This window comes from Leifsonia sp. NPDC058248, from assembly GCF_042881905.1.
Lineage (GTDB): Bacteria > Actinomycetota > Actinomycetes > Actinomycetales > Microbacteriaceae > Leifsonia.
This window is the reverse complement of record NZ_JBHVXB010000001.1, coordinates 353,952-380,889: the sequence shown is the minus strand read 5'-3', so window position 1 is coordinate 380,889 and position 26,938 is coordinate 353,952. Positions and strand designations below refer to the sequence as shown.

Here is a 26,938-nt window from a genome sequence, read left to right as displayed (position 1 = left end):
ACCTGCGGGACTGCAGTAGTGCGAGACATAGTGTCCTTCAGTTTTCGGGTGCCGCATCAGCAGCGTGGTGGGGCAATGTCACCGCACCGGCGACAACGGCGTCGGTGAGCAATTCGGTATAGGAGTCGAGAGCCGCGATGCGACGCACCAGAGCCTCCCGGCGGGTTGTTAGGTCGGACAGGGCTTCGCGAAGCGGTCCAGCTACCGAAGCTGCCAGCCGTCGGAGTCTCCAGCGTCGCCAGGAGGAGGGCCCGCCGATCGACCGATTGATGTCGGCGACGACGAGTTCCAAGACGAGGCCGCCGGGGTTCGACCCGTCGATCCGCAGCACTCTGGCAGGATAGGCCACGATCTTCGAGCCGTCAGGATCAACCCATGCCTTGGCCGTCGGTGCGGTGCGGAATACGACATCCCCTGCAACAGTGAGTCGGGCCGAGGGGTGCCCAGCCGCGAACGCTAAGGGGTCAATGCGGCGACTGCCGATCCTCGCTGGCGCGTCGAGGTCTTCCGCCGCGACGACGACGAGGCCGGATTCGGAGAGCTCTTCAGATTCGACTCGGGTGCCCGCGAGGATTCGGAGGTGCCGCATCTCTAGGAGCTCTTCCACGCGTGCTGGCGGCATGGTGGGGGCCGGCCCGGCGGCTGGTCGAGCCTGAGGTGCGTCTTGGCCGAGGTTCACGATCGCGTGATCGAGGAGAGCCGGGAGATCCTTTGCTGATCGCGTGGGTGCTGAGGGCGCGGTCGCGCTGCTCACAAGTGACTCTCTGGTGGCCTGCAAAGCAGTGGTGCGCATTAGCCGCGCGAACCTGAACGCGTGAGAACGCACATCTCCGCCGCTTCCGAGCGCTGCGAGAACATCGTTTGTGAGATCGATCCTCGTGGCGGGCGTGAGCCTGACGTCGGTAAGGTCCGCGACTGCCGTGAAGCGGTCTGCCACTGGGATGTCGTCGGCCTCGCGCCCGAGGATCCAGAGAGCGAGTGGCTCGCGTGGGGCCGAGGTGACAAGCCCGGCGGGGAGCTTCACGATCGCCCGTACCCGTCCCGATCGCAGCACATCTGTGCGAGTCAGAGCGTCGGACAGTGCGACCGGACTGACCAGCGCGGCAGCTGGAGCAATAACGATCGCGCGGTCGTCATCTCGCATCTCGAGCGCTACTTCGTCGACAGCATGCAAGATTTCGGTCGTGGACACTACGCTGCCTGACGGGAGGCGCTTGATGCACAGCCGAGGCGTGTCCGAAGCGTCATGACTGATCGGCACTAGGACCCCGTCACAGAGGAGGCGCCGGCGGATGCCGCGCCCGTCGGATGAGGATGAAACCTCAATGTCGTCGCCAAGCTCTGCGACGAGCTCGGAAATGAGCGACGGGGCGACCCCGGCGTTTGCGACTAGTTCGGGACGACGTCCGGCACTGAGCGCGCGGCCCAGCGCCACCAGAAGGGCTTCTGCATCGGCTGTCAGCGGACCGGCAGATCCCGCGGAGGGCTGTGTCGCCCGATGTCGCCGTTCCAGAAGTTGCGATGCACCCGTCGGCGAATACGCTGCGTCAGTCAGCAGGTCCGCCCACATCGGCCAAGATTCGCGACTGGTCGACACCTCCGTTGCCAGACACTCGTCGTCAGGGTCGATGAGTACAGCCCGGCGCGCGAGTTCGTCGATCGACGCATCACCGAATGGTCTCCCAGACCCGGCGCGCAGGGCGAGCAGCGCATCGACTCCTGCGACGTGCGCCGAGTTGGAGAAGTCGAAGTCGCTGGGCGCAGCGGCTGCCGCGGCGTCGGCGACAGCCTCTTGATTGTTGCCGTGATCGGTGCGCGCCAGCCATTGCGCTACCGACGTGGCGTCGAAGAGGGCGCGACCACCCCGCTTCTCGACGACGCCGGGAAACGGATCGTCCGTGGACGCAAATCGCGCCCGCCAGACGGATGCCACCGGTCGCCGCACACCGGCCAGCCGGGCGACGCCGGCCAGGTCGATAAGTAGGGGTGTGGTCGTGGACATGGAGCAAACGTATTGGCAGAGTGCGACTTCAGGCAATGGTTGTTTCTGATAAGAGGGGTTATCAGGCAATTGATTGCAGAGTCGGCCATTATGGCCCCAAGGTTGCACCGACGGCAGCAGTCGTCGCCGCAGTGAGTCCGCCGGGCTGCCACAGCGGCCCACTCACACGAAACCGGAGGTCAACATGAAGGCAAAGGAGATCAAGTGCCCCCACTGCGGGACGGCATTCACTATCGATGAGGCGGAATACGCGGACATCGCGCAGCAGATCCGTACGGCGGAGTTCGAAAGCGATTTGCACGCCCGCCTGGCTGAGGCAGATAAGGCGAAGCAGACGGAAATCGAACTCGCGGAGGCGAAGGTCGCGCAGCGAGCACAGCAGGCTGCTGCTGAAAAGGACGCGGAAATCGAGCGGCTCAAGACCGAACTCATCAATGCGGATACGGCCAAAGAGCTCGCAGCGACGAAGGTCACCCAGGTGGCGCAGAAGACTGCCGCAGAGCAGGACGCTCTCATCGAGCGCCTTAAGGGCGAACTTGAGATGGCGGCCGCTACTCAGGAGCTTGCTATCACGAAGGCGGTTTCGGTCGCGGAGAAGCAGGTCGGCGATGCCGAGAACCAGCTCGCCCTGCGTGCGGCAGAGCAGAAGGTCAAGGACGCCGCACTGCGCGAGACGCACACGAAGGAACTCGCCCTGAAGGATGAGCTCATCGAACGACTCAAGGATATGAAGGCGAAGCTCTCCGTCAAGTTGCTCGGGGAGACTCTCGAACTTCACTGCGAAAACGAGTTCAACCGCGCGCGGTCCCTCGCTTTTCCCAACGCAGAGTTCGGCAAGGACAATGATGCATCGGGTGGAACCAAGGGGGACTATGTCTTCCGCGACTTAAGCGACAACGTCGAGTACATCTCGATCATGTTCGAAATGAAGAACGAGGCCGACGCCTCATCGAGCAAGAAGAAGAACATCGACTTCCTGGCCAAGCTCGACAAGGACCGGAACGACAAGGGCTGCGAGTATGCAGTGCTCGTCTCGATGCTCGAGGAGGATTCCGAACTGTACACAGGCATCACCGACATGTCGCACCTCTACCCGAAGATGTTCGTCGTCCGCCCGCAGTTCTTCCTCGCCATCATCGCGTTGCTCCGCAACGCCGCGCAGGACACCATCCTCGTCAAAGCCGAGCTCGAGCAGGTGAAGAAGCAGAACGTCGACATCACCAACTTCGAGGCGGAACTTGATGACTTCCGGGCGGCGTTCGGCCGGAACTACGACCTTGCTAAGCGCAAGTTCGACGACGCCATCAAGGGCATCGACACCACCATCGATCGCCTCCAGAAGATCAAGGAGAGCCTGCTCGGATCGGAGAACAACCTCCGCCTGGCCAACGACAAGGCGTCGGCCCTCAGCATCAAGAAGCTGACGAAGGGCAACCTGACGATGCAGACCAAGTTCGCTGAACTCGAGGCTCCAGGGGACGTGGAGGACGCGGCCTAGCTTCAACTCAACAACCAGGAGCCCTCCCGCCTGAAGTCGGACAGGAGGGCTCTTGAAGCCTTTCTCGGAGACCGCTTGGTCGGTCCCACGTGAGCCGATCGTCAACGTGATTATGGGCCCCTGAACGGGAGGGTGTTGCCGCGAAGCGCGGTGCGGCTACTTTGGATCGGATGTCCTTATAGGGGGTGCGTCGGCGTGCCAATTGACCAGCTGAGACATACGCTGCCCACGCCGAATGATCTCCAAGAAGATGTGATCTACCTCGACGCAGATCGTGACCAGGTCGTGCTCGGTACAGCCGGATCTGGAAAAACGCTCATGGCGGTGCACCGGGCGGTGTACTTAGCCGACGAACAATACGAACACGCCGGGCGGACGCTTCTCGTCACTTATAACACCGCGCTCGTCTCGTACCTCACGCATCTTGTCGGTAGTGCCTCGGCAGGCGTGGATATTCGCAACTACCACCGAGTAGCAAGGGGGTATCTGCACCGTCGCGGCCGTTTTGGCTATAACGTCGTCATCGACGGTCACGCGCGCGATGTTGCGGCGCGTCGCGCCATCGAACACGTTGCTTCCAGCGGCGCCTCAAGCACGCTGTTGGACCGCCCCCTGCAATTCTTCCTGGATGAGTTCGACTGGATCTCGGGTCACGGTTTCGCGGACCGAGACGCGTACCTGGGCGCGGAGCGACGCGGGCGGCTTGCGCCGCTGCAGCCGCGCCAGCGGCGACTCCTGTGGGACATTCGCAATGAATACCTCGCGCGACGGGCGATTGCTGGCTACAGATACGACTGGTGGGAGCTTCCGTCTGCGGTGCTCGCGGAATTGGCTGACGACGACGAGGAGCCGCTCTATCGTCATATCGTCATCGACGAGGCGCAAGATCTTCCGCCCGAGGCGATTAGGTCCCTCGTGCAGATGGCAGACCGCGAGGGCAGCGTCACGCTTTTCGCGGACTATGCGCAGCAGCTGTACGGTCAGCGAACGTCGTATGCCAGTTGTGGCCTACGCGTGCGCAGAGCCGAGGAGTTTAAGGAGAACTTTCGCAACAGCGTCGGTATCGCCAACTTGGCCATCGGCACCTCAGCGTTGCCTCATTTCTCGGACTCAGCTGACTTGGTAGTACCCACGAGGCCGACCGCCGCCGGAACCCCGCCGACCCTCTTTCGAGCGTCGGACGTGCAAGCTGAACGAGACGCGATCCGCGTGCAAGCGCAGCAGCTTGGCGCAACGAGCCGAGTCGCGATCCTGGCCCCAACCTGGCACGAAGCCCGATGGTACGCGTCGGGCATCGCCAACGTGCGTGGGCTAAAAGAAGACAGCCCCTGGTCCGACAAGCCGGGCATATATGTCGGCACCTACTATTCGGCGAAGGGCCTTGAGTTCGATGCCATCATCATGCCCGGCCTGAATGCGTCCGCCCATCCTGAGCCGAAAGCGGTGGACGCGTTCGGTACAGATGAGGCAATGGAGCGTGACGCTCGCCTTTTGTACGTTGGTATTACCCGCGCCCGCGACGAGCTCCTTGCAACGTACACGGAGGAGTTCACCGCCGTACTTCCCTCGCCGTCGAGTGGGCTATGGCTTAACTCAGGGATCACCGCATGACCGCCGGTTCCGAAATCGAACGCTGTCTGCGAGAGCGGGGCATAACGCGGCTGACGCACTTCACCAACAGCCGGAACCTGCGACGCATCCTCCGCACTGGGGAGATCCTCTCCACAGCCGAACTCGATCGCCGCAACGCTTCCTATGAGCTCACGGACGAGGACCGATATGACGGCCACCTCGGGCACGTGTGCTGCAGTGTCGAGTATCCGAACATGTACTACTTCTTCCTCGCGTCAGGCCGGCCTGCGACGATCAACTACTCCGACTGGGTCATCCTTCTGATCGATCCCATACAAGCCGCCCGTCCCGGCGTTCTCTTCTCTCCGGTCAACGCCGCAAAAGGATCCGGTCGGTACCTCGCTCCCGGCGCTAACGCCTTCAACGAAATGTTCGCCAGTACGGTGTTCTCACGCCCTCGGGGGCGAAGCCACAACCCGAGTTCACCCACCGACGTTCAGGCGGAGGTTTTGATCCCCTCGCCCATTCCCCTGTCGGCGGTGACTGGCATCGTTGTCCCTGATCGCGCCAGTCTGCAACGAGATCGTGGCCGACTCCAACACCTTGGGATCGACGACCTCGGGCTGCCCTGGTTTACCTCGTCGGGTCTCTTCCGGCGAGATAGGGTCATATCGGCCGTCACGACGGGCAGATCGATTCCTCTTGAGGGACCGTGGACAGACACAAACAGGATCGGAGCATAGCCGTGGCAGGTGGCCTTCAGGAGCGAGCGCACGCGCTGTTGCTTGCCGCTGCAGCCGGCGACGCCCTGGGCTGGCCTCAGGAAGATCGCGGTGGACTGGTTGGGGGCAAACGGGCACGCCTCGCCCGCCGCCCCGACCCTGAATTCAGTTCGTGGCAGCGCAACAGCGGTTCTCGGTATGCCCGATACCAAGAGACGGTGGAAGCTGGCGCCTATAGCGACGACACGCAGCTCATGTTCGCCGTCGCGCGCAGCTGTCTGGTGTCCGATGATTGGGAACGGTACTTCACCTCGGTCGAACTTCCGGCCTGGCCGACGTACCAGCGCGGCGGCGGACGAGCCGTGTTGAGCGCCGCGAACTCGTGGGGCGGCAAAGTCGCACCGTGGCACGGAAGTCGGTCTGGCGATACGCAGTCGTATTTTGAAGCCGGTGCGAATGGTGTCGCCATGCGTATCGGACCGCATGTCATTTGGGCGGCAGCGCGAGGTCTCTCTTTGGAGCAGCTCCTCGAGCGGATTGTGCGCGACGGAATCACCACCCACGGACATCCGCGCGCCTTAATTGGTGCGATGTGCTTTGGAACTGCGCTTGCGTTCGCGCTTAAGACCGAATCCGTCGTCGAACCCGAATCCTTCCTGCACGCAGCGGAGGCTGGACTCATTGATGGCCGCGCGATACTTTCCTTTGTCCCGCAGGAGTGGGTCCGTCCCGACAACCGGGCGAGCTACGTCGAGAAGTGGAACCGCGTCAACGCCGAGATGTACGCCCTCCTGGCGACGGCGCGACGTTCGCTGCGTCAGGGCAGTATGTCGAACGTCACCGCGACCCTTAGCGACCTGGGCGCGATTGGGAAGTACTCAGGGTCCGGAACGGCGTCAGCAGCCGCGGCAATCTATCTCGCGAGTCGTGCAGGCACACGCCCCATTAGCGGATTGCTTCAAGCTGCCTTCGAGCACGGCGCGGACACAGACACGTTGGCATCGATGACTGGGGCCCTGTTAGGCGCCGTCCACGGCGCCCATTGGCTTGGGCGCCTCCGCGATGTGCAGGACGCGCCCTACATAGCCCGCGTCGCTTCGGCTTTGGTTGAAGGGGTTCCGATGCTGCCACCCGTTGGGAGAATCTCCTCAACATCTTTGTACCGCGAACTCGACCAAGGCACGGATGCTGGAATTTTTGTCGATGGACGGGCTTATCTCGTCCTTGGCGCGTCGGCAATCTCCGAATCACCCGATGTCACGCGCTTTCGACTTGGCCTCGAGGACGGTCAGTCCGTCATTGTTGACCGGCTGCGACGAAATAGTCGGCTAAAAGAGCACTCGGCGCCTCAAAGTGCCGGTTCCCCGGTGTCCAAGTTGAATGCTGCCGAACGCAAGAGTGCCATACGGTCGGATGCGTCGAGCGGGGGCTTGAATGTCTTCATCTCGCTGACGGTCGGCGACCTTCAAATTACCTCCGCCTTCTACGAGGACATCCTCGGGGTGACCCTCGAGCGTGACGGACGCAGCGCGTGGTTGACAGACGAGGTACGGTTCGAGGCCGGTCAGGACTCCGATACGCTCAGCTTGCCGGATGCTCGAATCACCCTGTCCGTCGATGACCTAGGTGCCTGCGCCAAGCGAATCGGTCAGAACACGCGCGAAACCAAGGAACGGGGCATGCACATCCAGCTCATCGATCCAGATGGCCGCGCCGTCACGATCATTCAATCTAGGTAGAAGCGCCTGGACCGGCTGTCTGCGAAGGCGGACAACCTCGCGGATTTGGCCGCCGACGTTGGGCTCGCCGCTTCGAATGCGCGCGAGCGCATCCGAGCAATCGAACGTGAACGAGCCCAGATCTCCACCATACTTCCGCGGTCACCGATGCCATCAGCGTGGGGGCTGAGTACATCCGCGGATGGCTCAAGTTTCTCAGCGATCCCCACGACATTTACCGCATCGCTACGACGCGATACGGAGGGCGTCAAACCAGGCGATTTTGTTCGCATCTGGGTCATAGATATTGACCTCGTGGACTCCAAGCTCACCGAGACGGCACGCTCTACATCCCACGTGCAGCAGCAATGGGCAACACTCAGATCAGAGACGGAACTTCGCCCGTCGCTCGAAACCACCGACGCGATCGCTAGGGGAGCCGTGGAGGACAGACAAAGGCCGGCCGGACTTGGCCTTCGGTTCTAGCAAGCGTTCTAGGGTGCCCCTGGAGGGATTCGAACCCCCAACCGTTTCCTTAGGACGGAACTGCTCTTCCGTTGAGCTACAGAGGCTGGCTCCCCGAGTTTACCGGGATGCTCGAGGTTGAAAGTAGCCGCGGTGAAGCGGAGGCGTCCGCTCTGGCTCGATCTAATGCCAGCGCAACCGAGTCGAGGTCATCGTCAAACAGACCCGCGTACGAGTCCAAGGTCATTGCGGCCGATGCGTGCCCGAGCATCCGTTGAACGACTTTCACATTGGCACCCGCAGAGATCGCCAACGACGCGGCGGTATGCCTGAGGTCGTGAATCGTCACTCGCGGGAACGTCTCGTCCTTCCGTTGGCAGCGTTCGACGGCGCGGGTCAACCATCCGTTCCTGATTGTCGACGGCCGAAGGTGGTTGACTCCGTCCCCAAACAACAACATCTCGGGCGCCTTGTCCGCGAATTGGACTTCCAATGGCGCCGAAAGTGACGGCGGGAATGCCACGCTTCTTACGGCGTGACTCTTTGGAGTACCCACGATTATTTTGCCGCCCACATAGACAGCATTCTCGGCAACACGAATGCGGCGGCGGTTCACGTCGACGTTCTTGACCCGCAACCCGACCGCCTCACCCCACCGCAGCCCGGTGAAAGCGAACAGCCGGATTAGCGTCCCATGCGCTGCCGCCTCGACTGCGAGCATTTCGACCTGGGCGTGGGTCAAATAGACGCGAGGCTTGGGTACGCGTCTGGGAAGGTGGATCTCTCGTGCGGTGTTGTCAGCGATTCGGCGGTCCCGAACCGCCACGTCCATGATGCCGACCAGAATTCCGTGAGCGCGTATCACAGTGCCTGCAGCCTTCTTCGTCGACAATCGTGCCACCCACGTTTGGACGTCAGTGTGACGGACGAGTCCGACCGGAGTGTTTCCGAACACGGGTTCGACAAAGACCCGCCAGCTGATCTCAAGCGAGTGCAGGCTTGAGGGCTTTAGCTGGATTTGATTCTTCAGCCAAATACGACCGAGTGTCCCAATCGTGACGGAAGCGGACGCTCCGTCACGCAGGTCGCCGCGCACTCTTCGAACCTCGACCAGCGCAAGAAATAGGCGTGCCTCGTCCTCGGTCAGGAATCCTCGCCGGTCTCGCTGTTTGCGATCGGGTGAGCGGTACCGTGCGCGATACCTCGTCCCGTGAGCGGTGTCGTATTCGTCGATGGACCCCATTGCCGAACACTACGCCAGCGTGATCGTCGCCGCGCTTGCTGCCACGTACGCCTTGAAGTCGGCCCGCCAGTCCGCCGACACGTCAAATGCATCATGCCCTGACGCTCCATCCGTCCGGCGTTTGTGCCGACCGCCGCAGCCCTCCTCGCAACCCAATCGGTCGCTACCGCGGAGCGCCCGAGTAGCCGCGTGTTTTGAGCCTCCGGACCAGGTGATTCAGTACCTGCCGGCAGACGCTGTTAAGTAATGTGGCGCGCCCAGCCTCCGTGCGATGGCTGCCTGATGAGCAGCGAGGATCCTGGTACGCCGACCGGCGCGCTCGCTGGAAGCCCGACACGGTCCGCTCGCTCCTCGTCGGCGAGAGCGCGCCCGACGACGGGAGTGACAGTGTTTCTCGCAATGCCAGCGCTGCTCGCTCCCGATATGGTCGACGCGTGCAAGCAAACACCTACCCCTTGAGTCAGATCCTGCTGCCTGACCGGCGCTATTTGATCCCTACTTTTCAGCGGGACTATGAATGGACCCGCGAAGGCCAGTGGGAGCTCCTCTTTGAGGATCTCGCCGCGACGGCAGATCGCCTGCTTGATGTTCGCTCAAGCGGCGAAGCCGGTTCCGCGCTGCTGGCGAAAGAAGCGCTGGTTTCGCCCCATTTCCTTGGAGCGATTGTGGTAGCGCCCGTCCTATCGCCGACGGGTGGAATCACATTGCGATCGGTCATCGATGGTCAACAACGTCTGACTATGGCAGCGTTGGCGGGACCCACCGGGGCAATCTAAGCGGGACCCACCTGCGGTTTGTCGGAGTGGCCGCGACGTTGTGATCGGTGCCCGTCTCATCGTTGTTTGTCTGGTGGTTTTGTTGCCAGCGGCGAAGGGCAACGATGAGGCCGAGAATGGAATTGTTCGCACAGATCCGGCGTGACGCGCGGGTCGAGGGGCTGGGGATCCGAGCGTTGTCCCGGAAGTATCGGGTCGGGCGAACCACGGTGCGGTTGGCGTTGGAGTCAGCGATGCCACCGGCGAAGAAGCCACGCGTGCGAAGCGCGCCTCGTCTGGATGGTTGCAAGGCCGCGATCGACGCAATGTTGGTCGAGGACCTGACGGCGCCGAAGAAGCAACGGCATACCGCAAAGCGCGTGTTCGCTCGCCTGATCGAGGAACACGGGGCGCAGCTGTCGTATTCGACGGTTCGCGATTATGTTCGCGTCCGCCGGGTCGAGATCGAGATCGAGTCCGGCCACCGCCGGGTGGATGCCTTCATTCCGCAAGGCCACGCGCCAGGCGCGGAGGCCGAGGTTGATTTCGGTGACGTGTGGATCATTCTCGGCGGGGTGAAGACGAAGTGCCACATGTTCGTGTTCCGGCTCTCGAACTCCGGCAAGGCCGTCCACCGGATCTACTCGACGCAGTCGCAAGAGGCGTTCCTTCAGGGCCACATCGATGCGTTCGACACGATCGGCGGGGTCCCGACCAGGCACATCCGCTACGACAACTTGACGTCGGCGGTCACCAAAGTCGTCTTCGGCCGGCAGCGTGAGGAGAACGCCCGATGGGTGCTGTTCCGCTCGCACTACGGCTTCGACGCGTTCTATTGCGAACCCGGAATCGCGGGCGCCCATGAAAAGGGCGGGGTCGAGGGCGAGGTGGGCCGGTTCCGACGCAATCGCCTGTCTCCGATGCCCAGAGCGGATTCGCTGGCAGAGCTCAACGAACGGTTCCGTGCTTGGGACGAGGCCGACAGTGCTCGTCGAGTGAATGACCGCGTCCACACGGTCGGCCAAGACTTTGCTTTTGAGCAGCCGCTGCTCGCTCCGGTCCCGCAAGAACAGTTCGACCCTGGCCTGGTTCTGAACCCGCGAGTGTCGAGATCAAGTCTGATCACGGTCCGGCAGGCCAAGTACTCCGTCCCCGCTCATCTGATCGGTCGACAGGTTCGGGTGTCGTTACGGGCGGCCGAGGTCGTCGTTTTCGATGGTCGGACCGAAGTCGCCCGGCACGAACGGGTCGTCGCCCGTGGCGGGGAATCCGTGAACCTGGACCACTACCTCGAGGTGCTGAAGCTGAAACCGGGCGCGTTGCCCGGCTCAACGGCGTTGGCTCACGCCCGGGAAACCGGGGCCTTCACCGCCGCGCATGAAGCATTCTGGGCTGCCGCACGCAAGACCGATGGCGACTCCGCCGCCACACGAGAACTGATCGACGTGCTCCTGCTCCACCGGACAATGGCCACAGCAGACGTCGTGCACGGTCTCCGAGCCGCGTTGACAGTTGGCGCTGTCACCGCCGACGTTGTCGCAGTCGAAGCGCGCCGCCACGAAGCCAGTGGGTCTGACGCAAGCCGTCATCGCGTTCGCTTTCCCACCGACGCTGAGCAACAGGACGGACAATCCGCTCAGACCCACCCCCGCGTTGTCAGCCTCACCCAACGCCGGCTTGCCGACCCGACCGCAGTGATCGCCGGCCTGCCACCGGACAAACGTCCACTGCCGACGGTCGCCGGCTACGACGAACTCCTGACCCGCCGCACACCCCAGTTCCCCGCAGCATCCAATCAGAAGGAAGACACCGGCACATGAGCCCCGTCACCACCACCACCGTCACCACCACTCTCCGACGTCGTCGCGGGCTGACCGAGGAAGCCGCGACCGCGGCCGTCGATCAAGCCTGCCGCCGGCTACGCCTGCCCACGATCCGCGCCGTCGTCGACGAGGCGGTCAAGGTCGCCGAGAAGGAGCAGCTGTCCTACCAGGGGTTCCTCGCGGAGCTGCTGATGGCAGAGTGCGATGACCGCGACCGCCGCTCGTCCGTCCGCCGCGTCTCGGCCGCCGGGTTCCCGAGAGACAAGTGGTTGGGCGATTTCGACTACGACGCGAACCCCAACATCAACCCGGCCACCATCAACCAGCTCGCCACCGGCGAGTGGATCCGCAAGAGCCAACCGCTCTGCCTGATCGGCGACTCCGGCACCGGGAAGTCCCACCTCCTGATCGGGCTCGGCACTGCCGCCGCCGAGAAGGGCTACCGGGTCAAATACACGCTCGCCACCAGGCTCGTGAACGAGCTCGTCGAGGCCGCCGACGAGAAGCAGCTGGCTCGCACGATCGCCCGTTACGGCCGCGTCGATCTGCTCATCATCGACGAGCTCGGCTACATGGAACTCGATCGCCGCGGCGCCGAGCTGCTCTTCCAGGTCCTCACCGAGCGCGAGGAGAAGAACTCCATCGCGATCGCCTCCAACGAGTCCTTCTCCGGCTGGACCAAGACCTTCACCGACCCCCGGCTCTGCGCCGCGATCGTTGACAGGCTCACCTTCAACAGCACCATCATCGAGACCGGCACTGACTCCTACCGCCTCGCCCACACCATGAACCAACTCCAGAACGCCTGACCGAGGTGGGTCCCGCTTAGATTGCCCCGGCGGTCCTGAGTTAAGTTGACATACTCAAACGTCTAACCACGACACAGCTACTGGTTCGCGGCGTGCTTGATGTACTCACCGCGGAGGAGTCCGCCAAGCAGCATCAACTCCGCGACATGCTCTACAACAAGCCGTACCTCGTCGGGGTCGGGAAGCCCGAAGAGAAGTACAAGCTGTGGCCACGTCGCAACGATCGAATGGTGTGGCCGACAGCGGCCGAAGACATCGTGCCCGACTATGCAACTGACGATCATCTATACCTCGAGGCCCGCGCATACTTCGCTGCGAGCACACGCGAGTACGTTTCTGAAGGTGGGGAGATCCAGCCTGAGCGAATGAACGCGCTTGCCGATGCGCTGTCAACGCTCTTCAAACTCGTTGTTATCGACCTTGAGGACAACGACGACGCCCAGGTCATTTTTGAGGTGCTGAACGGCAGGCAAACGCCCCTGTCTGCCATCGATCTGGTGAAGAACCTCCTCTTTCTCCGAGGCGAGTTGGCTGCCGATGATGTCGAGACCCTTTATGAAAAGTATTGGGCACATTTCGATGGCGCATGGTGGAAGGAAGAGGTCGGCCGAGGCCATGCGCAACGTGGTCGCCGAGATGTTCTGCTCTCGGTTTGGCTCACTGCCGAGACCGGTAAAGAGGCGAGCGTAGGTCACCTATACGCAAAAGCACGTGCGTACCTCAACGACGGACCAAGCACCGAAGCGGTGCTGCGGAAACTTACGGCGTACTCAGACGCCTACGAGGCGATCTACTCACATGCTGTTGTCGCGGAAGATGGCCTCCGGACGGCATACGAGAGGATTCAGAGGCTCGAACTTGCGACAGTCGTCCCATTGCTTGCTTGGCTGCGTACCGTGCCTGCCGCGACGCTGAGTCTCCCTGACCATATACGCGCCGTGCGTGCAATCGAATCCTGGGCTCTGCGACGAGCATTCCTCGGACTTCAGACACGCGGGTATGGAACGTATCTGGCTCGCGTGCTCAGCGCGGCCAAGTCCGCCCTCGAGACTGGCGCCGACATCGCGGACGCCGTTGTCGATTCCTTGCAACGGGGTGCTCTTACGTGGCCCACCGACAGAGAAGTCGTTGATGGATTCCGCCACAATCGCTACTACGGCGTAATCGGCCAGCCCAGAATAGCGCTGCTGTTATCGGCCATCGATGCACACCTTCGCACCAACGATCCTCACCAACCGGACGCGAGTATCGACTATTCAAACCTCCAGATCGAGCATGTGATGCCGCAATCTTGGGAAGAAAACTGGCCTATAGTTCTGCACGGGCAGCTTGTGGCGAACGACGAGAGTGACGTCGCCTGGCTTACTGCAAGCGAGGAGCGCGGCCGCGCGGTAAACCATTTGGGCAATCTGACGCTCGTCACCGGGTCTTTCAACGGCCATTTGTCGAATGGCCCGTGGTTGTCGAAGAAGGACGAGTTTGCAAAACAAAACACTCTCGTGATCAATTTTCCGATCGCCACCGCCGACGTTTGGGACGAGACCCACATTGACATTCGCGCCTCCAACCTTGCACAGGTCGCAATCGAGATCTGGCCGTCAGGGGACTTCCTGAGGTCTTGACCGGCAAATCGCGAGGTGAACCCGGGGCGCGGACGACTTGCGCATGTTCATCAGGGGTCAGGAGTCAGGGGGCGCGTCCAACGTGTCTTGTTGGGTCCAGGCACCGTTTGTCGGTGGCGACAACTACTTCTAGTCCCGGAGGAATGGCGTCTTCGTACTGAAGCCATATGGCAGTTACGCAGTCGTTTGTGATTGTCGAAGCTAATTGCCCGCAGGGCGCCGGCCCAGATCGCGGCCGCCGTTTCGCAGAACAAACTCCGCTAATTCGTCAATAACAGTCGTAAGTTCCTCTGCCATATCACTCCGGGTGAGATGTTTTGCTAGGCGGTGGACGTTCAGCGTGTTCGCCTTGCGGCGCTGCAGATGCGAATTGAGTGAGCGGATAACAGACTTGGCATCGACGAGTCCTTCGGGACCGTCGGCTGTTGCCCATCGCGCTGTGAACTCAGCTTTCGCTCGCTCGAGGACCGTGCGCTCGGCGAGCGGGCCACGCTCTGAAAGGCGTTGTGCCTCGAGTGCAATGAGAGCCTCTTCGCGATGCTCCTCGAGGGTGTCAGCAAGCAGGTCACTAGCGGCCCGCGCCGGCAGCCCGGAGGCTCGTGCGATTGCAGCGGCAACGAGTAGGTAGTTTTCGAGCTCGCGCCTACGCCACACGTGTACTTCAGACCCGGCGGTGCGGAGGCTAGCGACCTCCGTCTCGATGACTTCGGGCGCGCGAAGGTCGCTATCGAGTATCACGAATGTTCCGACTGACGTGCCCAGGGCTTGCATGGTTTCCGCGAACGCCGCGGCTCGCCAGTTGCGACTGAAGCCACCGAGGGGCACTGTCGCGTATGCGTCGGCATTTGCTACAACGAGTTTGCCCGCGCGCCGCGCTAGGTGCGCAAGCACCGGGGCATCGTCACCCTCAACAAAAAGAACGGCACTGCTTCGCAACGCCCGACCGATCCCCAGCTCGAAGCCGCTCCCGAGGCGGCGACCCATCTGCCCAAGGGACCCGTCCGACCTGGGGCGTTGAGAATTGCGCCGCGACCGATCCACCCAGACGGCGCTTCCTGGCTCGCTCTCCGCGAGCATCTCGATACTGTGAGTGGCCAGGATCACTTGCGACGAACCGTCAAACAGTGTCCTCGCAAGGCGACGTTGGAGATCTGGGTGCAAGAAGACTTCGGGTTCATCCAACAAGATCACGTCAGCGTTCTTCTGTTGCCACAGGTGATAAAGGATCTGGATCCAAATTTGGATTCCGTCGCCGGCCCATCCAATCTCGCGCTCATGACCAGTATCGGGTTCGGCGTAGAAGAGGTCGAAGTCGTTGTCGCGGTTCCCGTAGTCGCGACGAATGTCCAGATTGGTGAGTTCTGGGGTCCGCTCGTAAACAAAGGATGTGAAGTCGATCCACTGATCCTCCGACAATTGCCAGAGAACATTGCGAAAGTATCTGCTGGATCGTCGTCCCGAGGCATGGCGCCTCAAGGTTTCCGCGGTGACAGCGGATTCGCGATCGTCGAGAGGTGTCAAGCTCGGCAACATCGCCACGTTCGGCGTGAGGTCACGGGCCGCGCCCCGCGGCGTCAAGGACGAACCGTCAGGCGCGAAAACGAAGAAAACGCCGTTGGGCGCCGGCTCATCTGGATCGTCTAATTCTGGCCAGGATGCCACAAGCCGAACACCCGCGTTCGTCGTAACTTCGATTCTTGTCTCGGCCGGACGAAAATCGTGCCGGAGATTTTCTGCCGAGAAGCCCGCGGCCTCAACCGCGGCGCGAGTGACCGCCCATCCGCGATGTGTGCGTCCTTCTAGGCTACCTGCGGTGTCGGGATTGATCCGCCTCGCCTGGGGCAGCATCGCAACAATCAATCTCAGAGCGCCGAGAGCCGTTGACTTCCCGGCATTGTTGGCCCCAACAAGAATGTTCGATGCACGAAACGTGATGGCGTGGTCCTGAAATCCCTTGTAGCTAACAAGCCTGAGCGACTTCAACTGAGGTGATGGCACTCCATTGTCCATTCTGTTGCCGCGGCAACTCGGTCAGAGCGTACCGGACTACTTGAGCCAGGTACGCGCGAACGTGGCGCATTCGATGCGCACCTCGCCTGCGTGATGATCTGCCACGCAAGAGCGGCGATACCCTAGCCGCACCGAATTAGCCACTGCTAGGCGCGCGATCGAAAGGATGAAGACTCCTAGCGCGAACGGCTCGGTGGCCTGACTGCCGCGGTGAGGGCGTGCCAAGGGCCACCCCGCGCAAAGGCGTCAGCCAGCTGTATCCGAATCCAATAGAGCGCCCTAAAGCCCAAAACGCTCGAGAACACTCTGCTCACACATACGCGTGCACACCACTCGACCATGGACTCCCGATAGACGCGGACACGCCGCTCGCAGTACGCATCGTTACCCTCGGTGAGAGCTGGTGGTCCTCACTGCCCGCGAGCAGCAACGAGCTCGCGGACCCGTTCCTGGAATTTCAACCTAGGATCGACGGCGAGAGCCAATTTCGAACAAGGTCGGCCCATGCCTGCGCCGGCACAGGCGCATCGATGCTTTCTGCGACCTCGTCCGCAGTCCACTGCTCAACGCGAAGGACGGGGACAAACGGCCATGATCCTTCCCAGTGCGCGACGACTGGCCCTCGGCGCCTCGACGAGTCGTGCATGATGCGGAGCACGTCGTCGCGTGTGAAGTCCGCCTTCACCGCGGGGAAGAGCTCTGCGTACTTCCAGTCGCGCCAGGCTCGTCTGAAGTCGAGTTCGAGAGTGCCCTTGTTCCCGTTCACCCCCTCCAACTCGAGCATGATCGCTCCGAGCGCAAGTCCTTCGCCGACTGCTGTTTGCTGCTGCGCTTTCGTCGCGCCGAATCCCATGCTTGGACGTTACCTGACCACAACCGGCCGGGATATGAGGCGCACACGAAGGTGGGGTCGCTAAGACGTCACACTTCGCGCCAGGGCTCGGCGTCCAGCGCGGTCAAGACGGCGTGTGGAGCGCTAACAAGCCGAGTCAAACCGATCAGCTTGGAGGCGAAGGCGCTTGGATCGGTCTCCGCGGTTGGGTTGTTAGAGGGAAACGAGAACCGGTCGCGGAGCCGCAGCGATAAAGTCTCAGCACGCTCCGCTTGCAGGTGCAGCGGTGTGGGCGTCCACCGGCGCATGCGTTCAAGCTTGGTCTTCGGCTCCGGTGCCGGCTGCGAGGCCGCCACGACTAGCCGACGCGAAGAGGCTCTCAACGTGGGGTCTGCCGAGCTGACTGGGAGCGGAACGCGGATGCACTGAACTCCATCGAGAGCGTGCATGGAGCTGGGGGGTCGCTCTGCAGCAACGTCAGCCCTCCGCGTCGACGTGACGTTGTCGCCATCGTTGCAGCGCGTCGATGATCCGCTCCACGTTCTCGTCGTGGGTGTACTGCTCCATGTCGAATTCGATAACAGTGATCGCTTTACGAAAGTCCGGCATGCCTGCGCCGACCACGGCAATGACGGGTTCCACGTCACGTCTGATGAAGAGTGTGCCCAAATGGATCGCGTACTTGTCTGCCGGCAGCTGCCGAATCACGTCCTCAAGGAGGTACCGGGCAAGCTGCCGCCAACCCCAACTCACCCCTGGCGTCCGATACTCGTGTGATTCGTCAGTCATCTACGGCTCCTTGGCCTCCCTGTCCTAGAGTCGCGCCATCGTTCGGGGGTTTCCGGGAGCGGACAATTGTCGTCGATCCTCCGCTTGCGAGTTCGGGGTCCAGCAGTAGGGCAGCCAGATGCGGAGAGAGGAGCCGGGCGCGTTCTCCTAGCCCGTCGGCTTCTTCTTCGGTGATTGATCCTTCGATCGGGGCGGTGGGCTCAACGTGGTGCCATTTGAAGTCTTCGGCCTTGAACCGGACCCAGTCGTAGGTGCGCCGATAGCCGCGTTCCTCCTTTACCCAGCTGTCTGGCATGTGGCCCGGGCTCGCATGGGCAAAAACGGTGCCGATGGGTTGGTTCCGCAACCACGCTGGCACGTCCATCGGTTCGTCGCTACTCATGCTGGTGTGCTCGGGTCGCTGGACGAACTCTGCGCCGCTGCCTCGACCAGGCGCTGCCGGCGCTCGTCGAGGCGACCAATCAACTCGGCCACAGCGTCGGCGGCAGATGCCCGGAGATCGACGGACTCCTCGATGTCGTACGATTCGTCGGCGACGAAGATCGAGATCGTGAGTTCGGCTATGTGTTGGTCGGCCCCCTCGGTGAGTGTGAGCGTTCCGCTTGGTGCGCCGTAGTGGGCGGAGTTGAGAGCCACGGTGAGCTCGTCCGCAACGGCGAATACTTTGGCTTGTAGTCGTGCGTTGTCGTCTTCGTGGGTGTCGAACCAGAGGTTCTTCAGACCGACGCGCGCTGCGTGCATCGACCGGATGAGGTCGGCACGCATTTCCTCGGCGGTGCCGGTCGGGTTCAGTTCGAGGGCCGCTGCCCCGTGTGTGAACTCTCGGATCCAGATGAGGAACGCGACTGCCGGCTCTTCCGTGTAGGCGACGAAGGTCATCGTGCAGGGGTAGACCGTCACCTCTGGGTAATCGTTCGCGAACTCGTCGACCATCTCGCGAGCGCGAGAAAGGTACTCGGCTGTTTCGTCGGCGGCTTTGCACGCTTCGTCGCTCACGGGTCACGGACCACCTCTCGCATTTCTAGTGAGCGGATGATTGCACGACTTGGGTGAGCCGTGCTTCGTCTTAGGGTTCCTCCGATTCGCTGAGCGAGCCCCATGCCCAGATGGGGATTCGTTCTAGTGCGGCTTCGCGGGCGGGGCTGAGCCGACCATGACGGCGGGCGTGGCGTTGTTTCGCCGCCCATCCGGCGAGGGCTCGCTCGGCGGGGTCGATGCTTCGATAAGCCGGGGACCGTCGATGGGTTTCCACGAATGCGGCGTACGCGCGGAGGGTGTCGATCCATCTGTCCGCGAGGGGTTGCCAACGGAACCCGGGCAATGTCTCAAGTCGGCGCCGTTGGTAGCCGGAATGGAGATCTCGTGTTGCTGCGCGTCGTTGGTGACGGAGCCACTCGGCCCCGGTTTGACGGGCCTTTCGGCGCGCGCCACGGGGCAGTCGGGTGTTTTCGTGGGGGAGCTCTCCGGTTTCGGCGAGGTGCTGTTCCACTTGGTGAAGGCGGAGCATCCAGGCTCGATCGCGGCGTCCGGCATGTGACGGTATGTCGGTGCCGGTGAGCAGGGCGTGATCGATCAGGTAGTGAAGGACCGACCGTCGCTCGTCGTCGGAGAGTTCGGAAAGATCCCCTTCAGCAAGTCGGCGATGTTCGGTGTGGAGGGCGCGAAGTCGAGGGCGCACGGTGACCTTTCCGACACGGCACGGTGCAGTGTCGGACCCCTATGCGCGGCATCCCGCCGCTCGAATTGAAGGTGTATGCCGGCGCGGGAACATCGGCTTCCGGCGCGGGATTACCGTCGTGAGATACACCGGCCGGAGCAAGCGCGGACCGGCCGGTGCTCAACCGGAGGAGCAGTCATGACAGGGCCGAGCGAACCCGTCGAGGTCACCTACAGTGCAGGCGACGAGGCGCCGCGTCTCCTTGCGTCCTGGCGGGAGGCGCTTGACGTAATCGACGCTCATCCCCGCGTCAAGTTCGCCGCCACCGGCGACGACCCCGACTTTCATCGACTGGCGTGGATCGCTCGCGAAGGAACCGAGAACGTCGTGACGCTTGGCGTCGTACGCCATGGCGAACAGACGGTCATAGCGGCTAATCACGGCGACGGAACAGTGTCTTCGCTTGTTCAGGTGCTGAAAGAGTTCTTCGTACCGCTTGATCGGGTCGGCGAACTCGAATCAACGCTCCGCCTGAGCCTCCTGATGGCTTCCGGTGCGACCCGCGAGCAGCTGCCGGCATCACGGGCGATCGAGGTTTACACCGCGAGCGGAACGATTTATCAGATCGATCTCGCGACGATGTTCCTCACCCGGATGCCCGGTCTCCTGCCCCCACAGGAAGCAGACTTTCCCGAACCCAGCGACCTGCGCCGCGACTACAAGCCGATCAAGATCCTTTCAATCCAGCAACTCGAGGTTGGCAGACCCGCTATCTTCCGCCTGGAACCGCTCGGCGACCCCAAGCGAGTTGCGTTCACAACCCGTACCACTACCGTCATCGTCATGATCACTGGCGTCCAGCCGCAGGCTTTCTCCGCACGCAGTTCGGACAAATGATGAGCCCCAACGACAGCCCGGAGATTAGCGGTACGGAGACGGCCGCGGAGCACAATCGGGACCCATCACACGGGGACCTGACTTGTTATCGACCTGCTGCTTCTGGCCAAACCGTCCCCACCCGCTCGGCCCGCCCTTTGCGGTATCCGCGGACGGAGACGCGGTCAATGTGGAGGACGGGACCGAGTACCTCCTCCAAGCGGGCGACGTCCTCAAGGCGCATCACCACTTGACCGTGAAGCACCCGAACTAGCCGGTCGTAGGAGATGCCGCTGGCGAAGGCGACCGCCTTCCAGTTCATCGACGCCCGCTCGGTCCGATAGCGGACACGCAGCGCCACCATGTGTTGCAGCACCGACGCGTCATACCGCGCCCGGTCGCCCGCCTTCTCGGGGCGTTTCTCCCACCGAGGGTCCTCCTGTTCGCCGAAGTCGCGAGGCACGAGAACCCAGTCGCAGGGCCGATAACGAGGGTCTGACATAAGCCCACTGTACCGCCTTCGGGCTTTTAGCCCGAATGCTCGGTATTTGAAACGGCGCCCGTTCACACCCCTTTTGTGAACAGCTTTTCCCCAACATTCGAGACACAGGACCACTCCCATATGTACGCATCAACTCTGACCACCACCGTTGACCGGGCCAAGGTGCTTCCCGCCGAGGTGAGCTGGATCCCGAACGTCGAGCGGGCACAAGCGCGCGCCGAGTTCGCGACGCCGCTTCTGCTCGACGAAGAGATTTACCTGGCCGCCCCGATCCGCAAGGGCAAGCGCTACCCGCGCCAGAAGAACGTTCAGGGCTTTTACTACTTCTCCGCAACAGGCCACCACGTGTGGCACGAGTCACTGCTGGAAGCAGCAGTCATGCGCTGGCTGGACATGAGCGAGGACATCGTCGCGATCGCCGCCCAGCCGGCGACGATCCTGTTCGCCGACGGCAGCGAGCACACGCCAGACTTCCTTGCCCTTCACTCCGATCACCGGCAGGTGCTCTACGACGTCAAACCGCTCCGGCTTATCGAGAAGTATGCCGAGCAGTTCGAGAAGACCAGACGCCTGTGCGAAGTGGTGGGTTGGGGGTATGAAGTCCACCCCGAGCTTCCCCGCCAGGTTGACATCAATTTGTCTTGGCTGGCCGCGTTTCGGCATCCCGGCTACCACCCTGGACAAGCTGCCGCCGAGCGGCTCTTCGGTGCGCTGCAGAATCCGATGCCGCTGGGCGTGGCCGCAGCCACGCTCGGCATGACGGATTTGGCACACGGCAGGTCGGCCCTGTTCCACCTGATCTGGGCCGGTCTCCTGACGCTCGACCTCACCCACCACCTCACCGACAACACCCTCATCGAAAGGACCGCAAAATGAGCACCCTCAGCGTCAACGAACCGATCGAACTCACCGACGGAACCTACCAATTCGTCGAACAGTCTGGCAGTGTCATCCGGCTTCGCGCCGCCGATGGTAACTACCGCGACATGCACATCGCCGCCCTCAGCCAGAACGTCGTCGGGTTACCTAAGAGCTTCTCCCCGTCGATCCGATTCTTCGAGCAGCTGCCGGCGAAGCAGCGGAAACGGGCCACCACGATGGCCGACCACATCCAGGAGATCTTGACCGGCATCAACCCGAACCGCGCCGAGTCGCCCCGACTCGAGTACGACCTCGAGACCACAACACAGAACAAGCGGATCGAAGCAAAGGTGAACGAGCTGAACGCGAAGGGCCAGCGTGCTTCACGAGCGAAACTTATGCGCGACATCAAGGCGTATCGCGAGGGCGGAGCTTCCGCGCTCATTGACCACCGCACCCTGCCGAAGGCAGGACCGCTCGACAACATCCATCCCGACATCAAGGACGCGCTCTGCTGGGTGATCGAGGACCAGGTGAAGCGGTCTACCGGAACCAAGCAGCGACTGATCAACGAGACCGGGGTACTTCTGCGCACGCGGTTCGGGTCAGAGGCGCCCGCACTTCCTTCGACCGCGACGATGTACCGGTACATCGACCTTCTGACCGTCGGCAAGCACACCACCGGTAGCGCGAAGACCCGACAGTCGCTCGCAAACCGGCCTACACCGCCCTACGCCAAGCGGGTCGACCTGCTTCCGGGCAGCGAACTGCAGGTCGACTCCACCACACTCGACGTGCTCGTGCGTACTCCGTTGGGCCTGTACACGCGCCCCATCCTGACCGTGCTGATGGATCGCGCCACCCGCGTTGTCGTGGCATTCACCCTTCGGCTGACGGCCACGAAGGCAGTCGATCACGTAGCTCTCCTCGGTCAAGCATTGACGCCTCCGCAGAACCGGCCGGACAAGACCGCGTTTCGCGAGGCCGTCCAGCGAGCGAACCCGCAGATCACGCTGCTGAGCCAGGACGAACGCACCAAATATGAGGAGACCCGGCCGTACATCCACCCGCGCACGATCGTGATGGACAACGGCAAGGACTACATCTCCGACGCGTTCATCGCCGCGTTGGAGAAGCACCACATCGACGTCCGCTTCAGCGCCCCGCACACCCCCACCAGCAAACCCCTCGTCGAGCGCAACTTCGGGTCGATCAACACCCTCTTCGTCCAGCACCTCGCCGGATACACCGGACGGTCCCCCGAGTTCCGCGGCTACAAAGTCGAAGAGGAAGACGGCGTCATCGACATCTTCGCACTGCACGAACTCTTCGATGACTGGCTTCTCAAGGTCTGGAACCACCGCCCGCACAGCGGACTGCGCGACAAAATGCACCCCGAGGTCGTTCTCAGCCCGTACCAGATGTTCCTGGCCAGCAAGCAGGTCAGCAGCCACCTGGAAGTCACACTCACCCGCGACGACTACATCGACATGCTGCCCACCATCTACCGAGTGATCGGCGCCACCGGCGTTCAGGACAAGTACCGGACATACGACTCCATCGACCTCAACCCGCTGCGCAACACGAAGTCCAACCTCACAAAGAAGAAGGGCAAACACGAAGTAAAAGTCGACCCGTACAACCCGTTCTACGCCTGGGTTCGCAACCCCGCAGGCGGATGGATCGAATGCCAGCTCCGCGACATGGAAGTCATGCTCCACCCGGCCTTCGACAGCACCTCCGTCATCGAACCCGCCGAGCTTGGGGACCGCGAGACCGTCGCCGTCATCGGCGCTGCGATCAGCGGATCTCCGCTGCACCGCGAGCTCGTACAGAAGCCCACCACCAATTTCGACACCCCCACCCACCCCGACGACACGGACACCGTGTACGTCATCGACGGAAACGAGTAAGACCATGATCCAGTTCCACAACACCGACCGCCCCACCGCCCTGCACCACCGCGAGGACCTCGAGAAGTACCTCGAATCATCGATCGAACGCCCCGCCATGCTCACTGACCGCGCCTACACGAAGCTCAGCGACTTGGAGCGCGCCCGACACGACCGCGCACGAATCCTCTACCTCTCCGGTGGCATCGTCCTCGGCACCCCGCAGTACAACCGAGCAAAGCTGATGCTGACCCAGTGCTTCGCCGAGAACATCGGACGCAACTCCGGACACTCCGGCCTGCTGATCAGCGGCGACTCCACCCTCGGCAAGACAACGATCTGCAAAACCCTGATGCGCCACGTCCACAAGGACTACCGCAACCAATTCCCGGACTTCCGCAAGCACGGTCACGTGCCGGTCGTCTACATCGAAGTCCCTGCCGGCTCCACCGGCAAACTCCTGATGCGTACCTTTGCCGACTTCTTCGGCCTGACGGTCACTCCATCGGAAACGATGGTCAGCATCCGCAACCGCGTCGTCGACACCCTCAATGCCGCTGGCACCCAACTCGTGGTCATCGACGAACTCCACAACCTCGCCGCCCGCACCGCTGGCAACGGAGAGTCTCAAGACGTTCTGAAGAACCTGCACAACGACCTCGCGGCAACGTTCCTCTACGCCGGCATCAACATCCAGAAGATGCTCTCGGGCGAGCGCTCACAGCAGATCGGCGGCAGGTTCGCGATGCTGCCGATGCACCGGTTCAACCCCTCCCGCGACAGCGACCGACGCACTTGGAATGGGCTGATCAGCAGCTTCGAACAGTGCCTGCCGCTCCGCCACCACGAGACCGGCACGCTAACCCAGCTCGGCGACTACCTGTTCGAGCGCACCAACGGGTCCATCGGCAGTCTCGGGCGCCTACTCACTGGAGGAGCAATCGAAGCCATCAGCAACCCGACCGTCACCAACGAGGCACTCACCCAAGAGCTCCTCGACATACAGCGCCTCGACCTCGCCGCTGAAACCGCGCGCGCCCAGCGGCTGCGAAAAAACGCCAACCCGCTCAGCGCCGAAAACATCCTCGAAGGACTCCTCGCATGAACGGCTACCTCCCCCGCCCCTACCGAACCGTCCTCCGCCCCCTGCACCGGGAGACGATCGAGAGCTACACGAATCGTATGCTCCCAGCCAACTACGAAACGCTGGAACACCGCCGCTACCTCGTCCGGCAGGCATCGCCGTCGCTGAAGAAGTCGGACAAGGCGGACGTCTGGCGCGCGATCCTGAAAGCGAAGACTGCCGGCCGTACCCAGTTCCTTCGAAATAGTGGCGAGCCCGCAAGCCACTATTCCGAAGGGTTCGAGTGCGCGACCTGCACGTCCGTCCTCCCCGAACGGTGGATGTGCACGCTCTGCGCACACGGCGCCGACGTTCGCCAGGTCCGCCACTTCGACGACCTTGTCTGTATCCGGCATCAGCGTTGGATCGGACTTCTGACCTCACCGGGCGGCCAGCACACGATCGGGGACGAGCACATCGCGGCCGCACGAACCTTCGCCCGGCTTCGCCGCTCGAACCAGCTCGACCCTCGGCTGTACGCGCTGGTCCGGGACAGCCTCATCGGAGCTGCAACCGGTGGCCTGGGCCAGCCCGAATGTGATGTCTTCCCGACCGTGGTTCACGTCATCGCCACAATCGCCAGCCAAGACTTCCAGCGGTCATTCTTCGACCCGACGCACACATTCTCGCGCTCGTTCGATGTGCTGCACGCCTATCTCCTCGGGGCAACCAGTGCTCACCGAACTGACGAGGTGACACGGGCGCTCTGGATCTATCTGCGCCCGTCATTCTGGGCGCTCCGGCACAGCATTCTGACGAGCTCCCTGTACTGCCCGGCCCTGATTCACGACTTCGTCGTCCGCACATCCGTCGCCGACGAATACACGGCGGGGCTGGGACGCGGTGACCTGGAACCATTCGAGAACTATCTCGTCGCCAGTGGCGACACCACCCTGTCGGTGATCCAGTCGCACATCGACGACGGCCGCACCCCGCCCGCGCCCGAGCATCCAAGGCCTGGCGCACGCAAACGGGCTTTCTGTATCTGCGACAACGGGCATCAGTTCGACACCCTCGCCCGAAAAGCAACCGGCGAGGTGACCAAAGCGCCTGCATGCACCGTTTGCCTCGGATCAGTCCTCGCTCCGGGCTACAACGATCTCGCGACCGTTGCGCCGGCGATCGCGGCGGAATTGGACCCCGACCTAAATCGCGGCCTCACCGGTGCTGACATCACTCCCGCCTCCCACCAACAGCTCTGCTGGCGATGCCCGCGAGCAGGACACCGGTACTGGGCGACCGCGTCCAACCGAACCGCCGCTCACATGAACTGCCCCTACTGCTGGGGCCGCATCCAGGCGGGCATCACAGACCTGTCCACAACCCACCCGCCGCTCGTCGACGAACTCGTCGCCTACCCCCAGTCACGACCGGCCACGGCGTTGTCCGCCGGGAGCGACTACAAAGCCCAATGGAAATGTGCCACCGGCCACACCTACCGGATGCGTGTCTGCAAGCGGGTCCAGCTGGACCGATGCCCCGAATGCCTTAAAGAACTCAACGCTTCCCGAGGACAGAACATCACAATCACCCACCCCGCCATCGCGGCCGAATGGGACTTCGCCAAGAACGACGGACGCCGCCCCGAGCACTTCTCGCACGGATCGGGAGAAGACGCGATGTGGCTGTGCTCGATCGGCCACTCGTACCAAATGCGAATAGAACGGCGCACCGCCGGCGCCGGCTGCAAAGTCTGCTCCCGCCGAGAACTGGTCCCAGGCGTCACCGACCTCGCAAGTCAGGAGCCCGTCCTCGTCAAAGAATTTCATCCCTACCTCAACGGGCCTAAAGAACCCGACGAAATCTTCCCCGGCAACGGCCACTTCATTTGGAGATGCCTTGCCGCAAAACATGTCACCACCCAGAGCGTTCCCAACCGACGGAAGTCAAAGGGATGCACCGAATGTCCGCCAGAACACCGGATTCTCAACCAGATCCACTGACCAATCGAAAGGGCGGAGGAGTCAAAAGACTCCTCCGCCCTTTCTGTATGCCGGCGCGGTAAAGGTCTCACTCCGATTGAGAGAACCAGACCCGGTCGAAAATCAACGTCTCCCGCGTTCACTTAGTCTCACGGATGAGAACCGGTCTCGGGTCGGATGCGAAACGACAAACCGCTGTGAATTCTCACGCTATCTACGACTTGTCTCAGGCTACTGTGGACCAG

Annotated in this window: 23 protein-coding genes and 1 tRNA gene; 14 read left to right on the top strand and 10 right to left on the bottom strand. The window is 62.4% G+C overall.

What is annotated here, in order from left to right; all coding sequences use genetic code 11:
- Nucleotides 1–37: 37 nt before the first annotated feature.
- Nucleotides 38–2,002, bottom strand: a complete 1,965-nt coding sequence (locus ACFVV5_RS02030; RefSeq protein ID WP_387238161.1) for a hypothetical protein — start codon at nt 2,000–2,002, stop codon at nt 38–40.
- Nucleotides 2,003–2,186: 184 nt separating this feature from the next.
- Here ACFVV5_RS02030 and ACFVV5_RS02025 point away from each other — a divergent pair, with 184 nt between their 5' ends.
- The 4 genes from ACFVV5_RS02025 (at nt 2,187) to ACFVV5_RS02010 (ending at nt 7,533) form a co-directional block, all read left to right on the top strand.
- Nucleotides 2,187–3,500 carry a DUF2130 domain-containing protein gene (locus ACFVV5_RS02025; RefSeq protein WP_387238158.1) on the top strand — a complete coding sequence of 438 codons (1,314 nt, stop codon included), beginning with the start codon at nt 2,187–2,189 and terminating at the stop codon, nt 3,498–3,500.
- Between the two features lie 252 nt (nt 3,501–3,752).
- Nucleotides 3,753–5,111, top strand: a complete 1,359-nt coding sequence (locus ACFVV5_RS02020) for a 3'-5' exonuclease (RefSeq protein WP_387238155.1) — start codon at nt 3,753–3,755, stop codon at nt 5,109–5,111.
- Nucleotides 5,108–5,815, top strand: coding sequence for a DarT ssDNA thymidine ADP-ribosyltransferase family protein (locus tag ACFVV5_RS02015; RefSeq protein ID WP_387238152.1), 708 nt, complete (start codon nt 5,108–5,110; stop codon nt 5,813–5,815). Before ACFVV5_RS02020 ends, ACFVV5_RS02015 begins: the two co-directional genes overlap by 4 nt.
- Before the next feature lie 2 nt (nt 5,816–5,817).
- The gene (locus ACFVV5_RS02010; protein WP_387238149.1) at nt 5,818–7,533 is read left to right on the top strand and encodes an ADP-ribosylglycohydrolase family protein; all 1,716 of its coding nucleotides are present in this window, start codon (nt 5,818–5,820) and stop codon (nt 7,531–7,533) included.
- Between the two features lie 479 nt (nt 7,534–8,012).
- Here the strand turns inward: ACFVV5_RS02010 and ACFVV5_RS02005 are convergent.
- Nucleotides 8,013–8,084: transfer RNA gene (locus tag ACFVV5_RS02005), tRNA-Arg, on the bottom strand.
- A complete protein-coding gene (locus ACFVV5_RS02000; RefSeq protein ID WP_387238146.1) occupies nt 8,075–9,220 on the bottom strand; it encodes a tyrosine-type recombinase/integrase in 1,146 nt (381 codons plus the stop codon). The genes ACFVV5_RS02005 and ACFVV5_RS02000 overlap by 10 nt, the downstream gene beginning before the upstream one ends.
- Before the next feature lie 434 nt (nt 9,221–9,654).
- Here ACFVV5_RS02000 and ACFVV5_RS01995 point away from each other — a divergent pair, with 434 nt between their 5' ends.
- The 4 genes from ACFVV5_RS01995 to ACFVV5_RS01980 all read left to right on the top strand — a co-directional run bounded on the left by ACFVV5_RS01995 (nt 9,655) and on the right by ACFVV5_RS01980 (nt 14,229).
- On the top strand, nt 9,655–9,996 hold the full coding sequence (locus tag ACFVV5_RS01995) for a DUF262 domain-containing protein (RefSeq protein WP_387238143.1): 342 nt from the start codon (nt 9,655–9,657) through the stop codon (nt 9,994–9,996).
- A 104-nt stretch (nt 9,997–10,100) separates the two neighbouring features.
- Nucleotides 10,101–11,795: an IS21 family transposase gene (istA, locus tag ACFVV5_RS01990; RefSeq protein ID WP_387238139.1), complete on the top strand. Its 1,695-nt coding sequence runs from the start codon at nt 10,101–10,103 to the stop codon at nt 11,793–11,795.
- On the top strand, nt 11,792–12,607 hold the full coding sequence (gene istB / locus ACFVV5_RS01985) for an IS21-like element ISLxx3 family helper ATPase IstB (protein ID WP_387238136.1): 816 nt from the start codon (nt 11,792–11,794) through the stop codon (nt 12,605–12,607). Before istA ends, istB begins: the two co-directional genes overlap by 4 nt.
- A 50-nt stretch (nt 12,608–12,657) precedes the next feature.
- Entirely contained in the window at nt 12,658–14,229 is a 1,572-nt protein-coding gene (locus tag ACFVV5_RS01980) for an HNH endonuclease family protein (protein WP_387238799.1), read from the top strand.
- A gap of 201 nt (nt 14,230–14,430) precedes the next feature.
- Here ACFVV5_RS01980 and ACFVV5_RS01975 read toward each other — a convergent pair whose 3' ends face one another.
- The 6 genes from ACFVV5_RS01975 to ACFVV5_RS01950 all read right to left on the bottom strand — a co-directional run bounded on the left by ACFVV5_RS01975 (nt 14,431) and on the right by ACFVV5_RS01950 (nt 19,112).
- Entirely contained in the window at nt 14,431–16,227 is a 1,797-nt protein-coding gene (locus ACFVV5_RS01975; RefSeq protein WP_387238133.1) for an ATP-dependent endonuclease, read from the bottom strand.
- Nucleotides 16,228–16,696: 469 nt separating this feature from the next.
- On the bottom strand, nt 16,697–17,092 hold the full coding sequence (locus ACFVV5_RS01970) for a hypothetical protein (protein WP_387238131.1): 396 nt from the start codon (nt 17,090–17,092) through the stop codon (nt 16,697–16,699).
- Nucleotides 17,093–17,548: 456 nt separating this feature from the next.
- Nucleotides 17,549–17,860, bottom strand: coding sequence for a hypothetical protein (locus ACFVV5_RS01965; protein WP_387238128.1), 312 nt, complete (start codon nt 17,858–17,860; stop codon nt 17,549–17,551).
- A complete protein-coding gene (locus ACFVV5_RS01960) occupies nt 17,853–18,242 on the bottom strand; it encodes a hypothetical protein (RefSeq protein ID WP_387238125.1) in 390 nt (129 codons plus the stop codon). Before ACFVV5_RS01960 ends, ACFVV5_RS01965 begins: the two co-directional genes overlap by 8 nt.
- A complete protein-coding gene (locus tag ACFVV5_RS01955; RefSeq protein ID WP_387238122.1) occupies nt 18,239–18,856 on the bottom strand; it encodes a hypothetical protein in 618 nt (205 codons plus the stop codon). The genes ACFVV5_RS01960 and ACFVV5_RS01955 overlap by 4 nt, the downstream gene beginning before the upstream one ends.
- A 70-nt stretch (nt 18,857–18,926) precedes the next feature.
- Nucleotides 18,927–19,112, bottom strand: coding sequence for a hypothetical protein (locus tag ACFVV5_RS01950; RefSeq protein WP_387238119.1), 186 nt, complete (start codon nt 19,110–19,112; stop codon nt 18,927–18,929).
- Between ACFVV5_RS01950 and ACFVV5_RS01945 the strand changes: the two genes are divergently transcribed.
- Both ACFVV5_RS01945 and ACFVV5_RS01940 read left to right on the top strand, forming a co-directional pair.
- On the top strand, nt 19,101–19,397 hold the full coding sequence (locus ACFVV5_RS01945; RefSeq protein ID WP_387238822.1) for a hypothetical protein: 297 nt from the start codon (nt 19,101–19,103) through the stop codon (nt 19,395–19,397). The genes ACFVV5_RS01950 and ACFVV5_RS01945 overlap by 12 nt on opposite strands.
- A 318-nt stretch (nt 19,398–19,715) precedes the next feature.
- Nucleotides 19,716–20,414, top strand: a complete 699-nt coding sequence (locus ACFVV5_RS01940) for a hypothetical protein (protein WP_387238116.1) — start codon at nt 19,716–19,718, stop codon at nt 20,412–20,414.
- A gap of 85 nt (nt 20,415–20,499) precedes the next feature.
- On the opposite strand, the gene ACFVV5_RS01935 is transcribed toward ACFVV5_RS01940, so the two are convergent.
- On the bottom strand, nt 20,500–20,895 hold the full coding sequence (locus tag ACFVV5_RS01935) for a hypothetical protein (protein WP_387238113.1): 396 nt from the start codon (nt 20,893–20,895) through the stop codon (nt 20,500–20,502).
- Nucleotides 20,896–21,015: 120 nt separating this feature from the next.
- Here ACFVV5_RS01935 and ACFVV5_RS01930 point away from each other — a divergent pair, with 120 nt between their 5' ends.
- From ACFVV5_RS01930 to ACFVV5_RS01915, 4 genes are all read left to right on the top strand, one after another.
- Entirely contained in the window at nt 21,016–21,771 is a 756-nt protein-coding gene (locus ACFVV5_RS01930) for a TnsA-like heteromeric transposase endonuclease subunit (protein WP_387238110.1), read from the top strand.
- Nucleotides 21,768–23,669, top strand: coding sequence for a hypothetical protein (locus tag ACFVV5_RS01925; RefSeq protein WP_387238107.1), 1,902 nt, complete (start codon nt 21,768–21,770; stop codon nt 23,667–23,669). Before ACFVV5_RS01930 ends, ACFVV5_RS01925 begins: the two co-directional genes overlap by 4 nt.
- 97 nt (nt 23,670–23,766) lie before the next feature.
- Entirely contained in the window at nt 23,767–24,753 is a 987-nt protein-coding gene (locus ACFVV5_RS01920; RefSeq protein WP_387238104.1) for a TniB family NTP-binding protein, read from the top strand.
- The gene (locus ACFVV5_RS01915) at nt 24,750–26,714 is read left to right on the top strand and encodes a zinc-ribbon domain-containing protein (RefSeq protein WP_387238101.1); all 1,965 of its coding nucleotides are present in this window, start codon (nt 24,750–24,752) and stop codon (nt 26,712–26,714) included. The genes ACFVV5_RS01920 and ACFVV5_RS01915 overlap by 4 nt, the downstream gene beginning before the upstream one ends.
- Nucleotides 26,715–26,938: the final 224 nt, after the last annotated feature.

What these genes read in the sequence shown, in the direction of transcription:
- ACFVV5_RS02025 (WP_387238158.1), top strand. Translation starts at nt 2,187, where the DNA reads ATGAAGGCAAAGGAGATCAAGTGCCCCCACTGCGGGACGGCATTCACT.
- istA (WP_387238139.1), top strand. Translation starts at nt 10,101, where the DNA reads ATGAGGCCGAGAATGGAATTGTTCGCACAGATCCGGCGTGACGCGCGG.
- istB (WP_387238136.1), top strand. Translation starts at nt 11,792, where the DNA reads ATGAGCCCCGTCACCACCACCACCGTCACCACCACTCTCCGACGTCGT.
- ACFVV5_RS01930 (WP_387238110.1), top strand. Translation starts at nt 21,016, where the DNA reads ATGTACGCATCAACTCTGACCACCACCGTTGACCGGGCCAAGGTGCTT.
- ACFVV5_RS01940 (WP_387238116.1), top strand. Translation starts at nt 19,716, where the DNA reads ATGACAGGGCCGAGCGAACCCGTCGAGGTCACCTACAGTGCAGGCGAC.
- ACFVV5_RS01945 (WP_387238822.1), top strand. Translation starts at nt 19,101, where the DNA reads ATGGGTTTCCACGAATGCGGCGTACGCGCGGAGGGTGTCGATCCATCT.
- ACFVV5_RS01925 (WP_387238107.1), top strand. Translation starts at nt 21,768, where the DNA reads ATGAGCACCCTCAGCGTCAACGAACCGATCGAACTCACCGACGGAACC.
- ACFVV5_RS01970 (WP_387238131.1), bottom strand. Translation starts at nt 17,092, where the DNA reads ATGGGATTCGGCGCGACGAAAGCGCAGCAGCAAACAGCAGTCGGCGAA.
- ACFVV5_RS01965 (WP_387238128.1), bottom strand. Translation starts at nt 17,860, where the DNA reads ATGACTGACGAATCACACGAGTATCGGACGCCAGGGGTGAGTTGGGGT.
- ACFVV5_RS01960 (WP_387238125.1), bottom strand. Translation starts at nt 18,242, where the DNA reads ATGAGTAGCGACGAACCGATGGACGTGCCAGCGTGGTTGCGGAACCAA.
- ACFVV5_RS02015 (WP_387238152.1), top strand. Translation starts at nt 5,108, where the DNA reads ATGACCGCCGGTTCCGAAATCGAACGCTGTCTGCGAGAGCGGGGCATA.
- ACFVV5_RS02000 (WP_387238146.1), bottom strand. Translation starts at nt 9,220, where the DNA reads ATGGGGTCCATCGACGAATACGACACCGCTCACGGGACGAGGTATCGC.
- ACFVV5_RS01935 (WP_387238113.1), bottom strand. Translation starts at nt 20,895, where the DNA reads ATGTCAGACCCTCGTTATCGGCCCTGCGACTGGGTTCTCGTGCCTCGC.
- ACFVV5_RS01920 (WP_387238104.1), top strand. Translation starts at nt 23,767, where the DNA reads ATGCTCACTGACCGCGCCTACACGAAGCTCAGCGACTTGGAGCGCGCC.
- ACFVV5_RS01915 (WP_387238101.1), top strand. Translation starts at nt 24,750, where the DNA reads ATGAACGGCTACCTCCCCCGCCCCTACCGAACCGTCCTCCGCCCCCTG.
- ACFVV5_RS02030 (WP_387238161.1), bottom strand. Translation starts at nt 2,002, where the DNA reads ATGTCCACGACCACACCCCTACTTATCGACCTGGCCGGCGTCGCCCGG.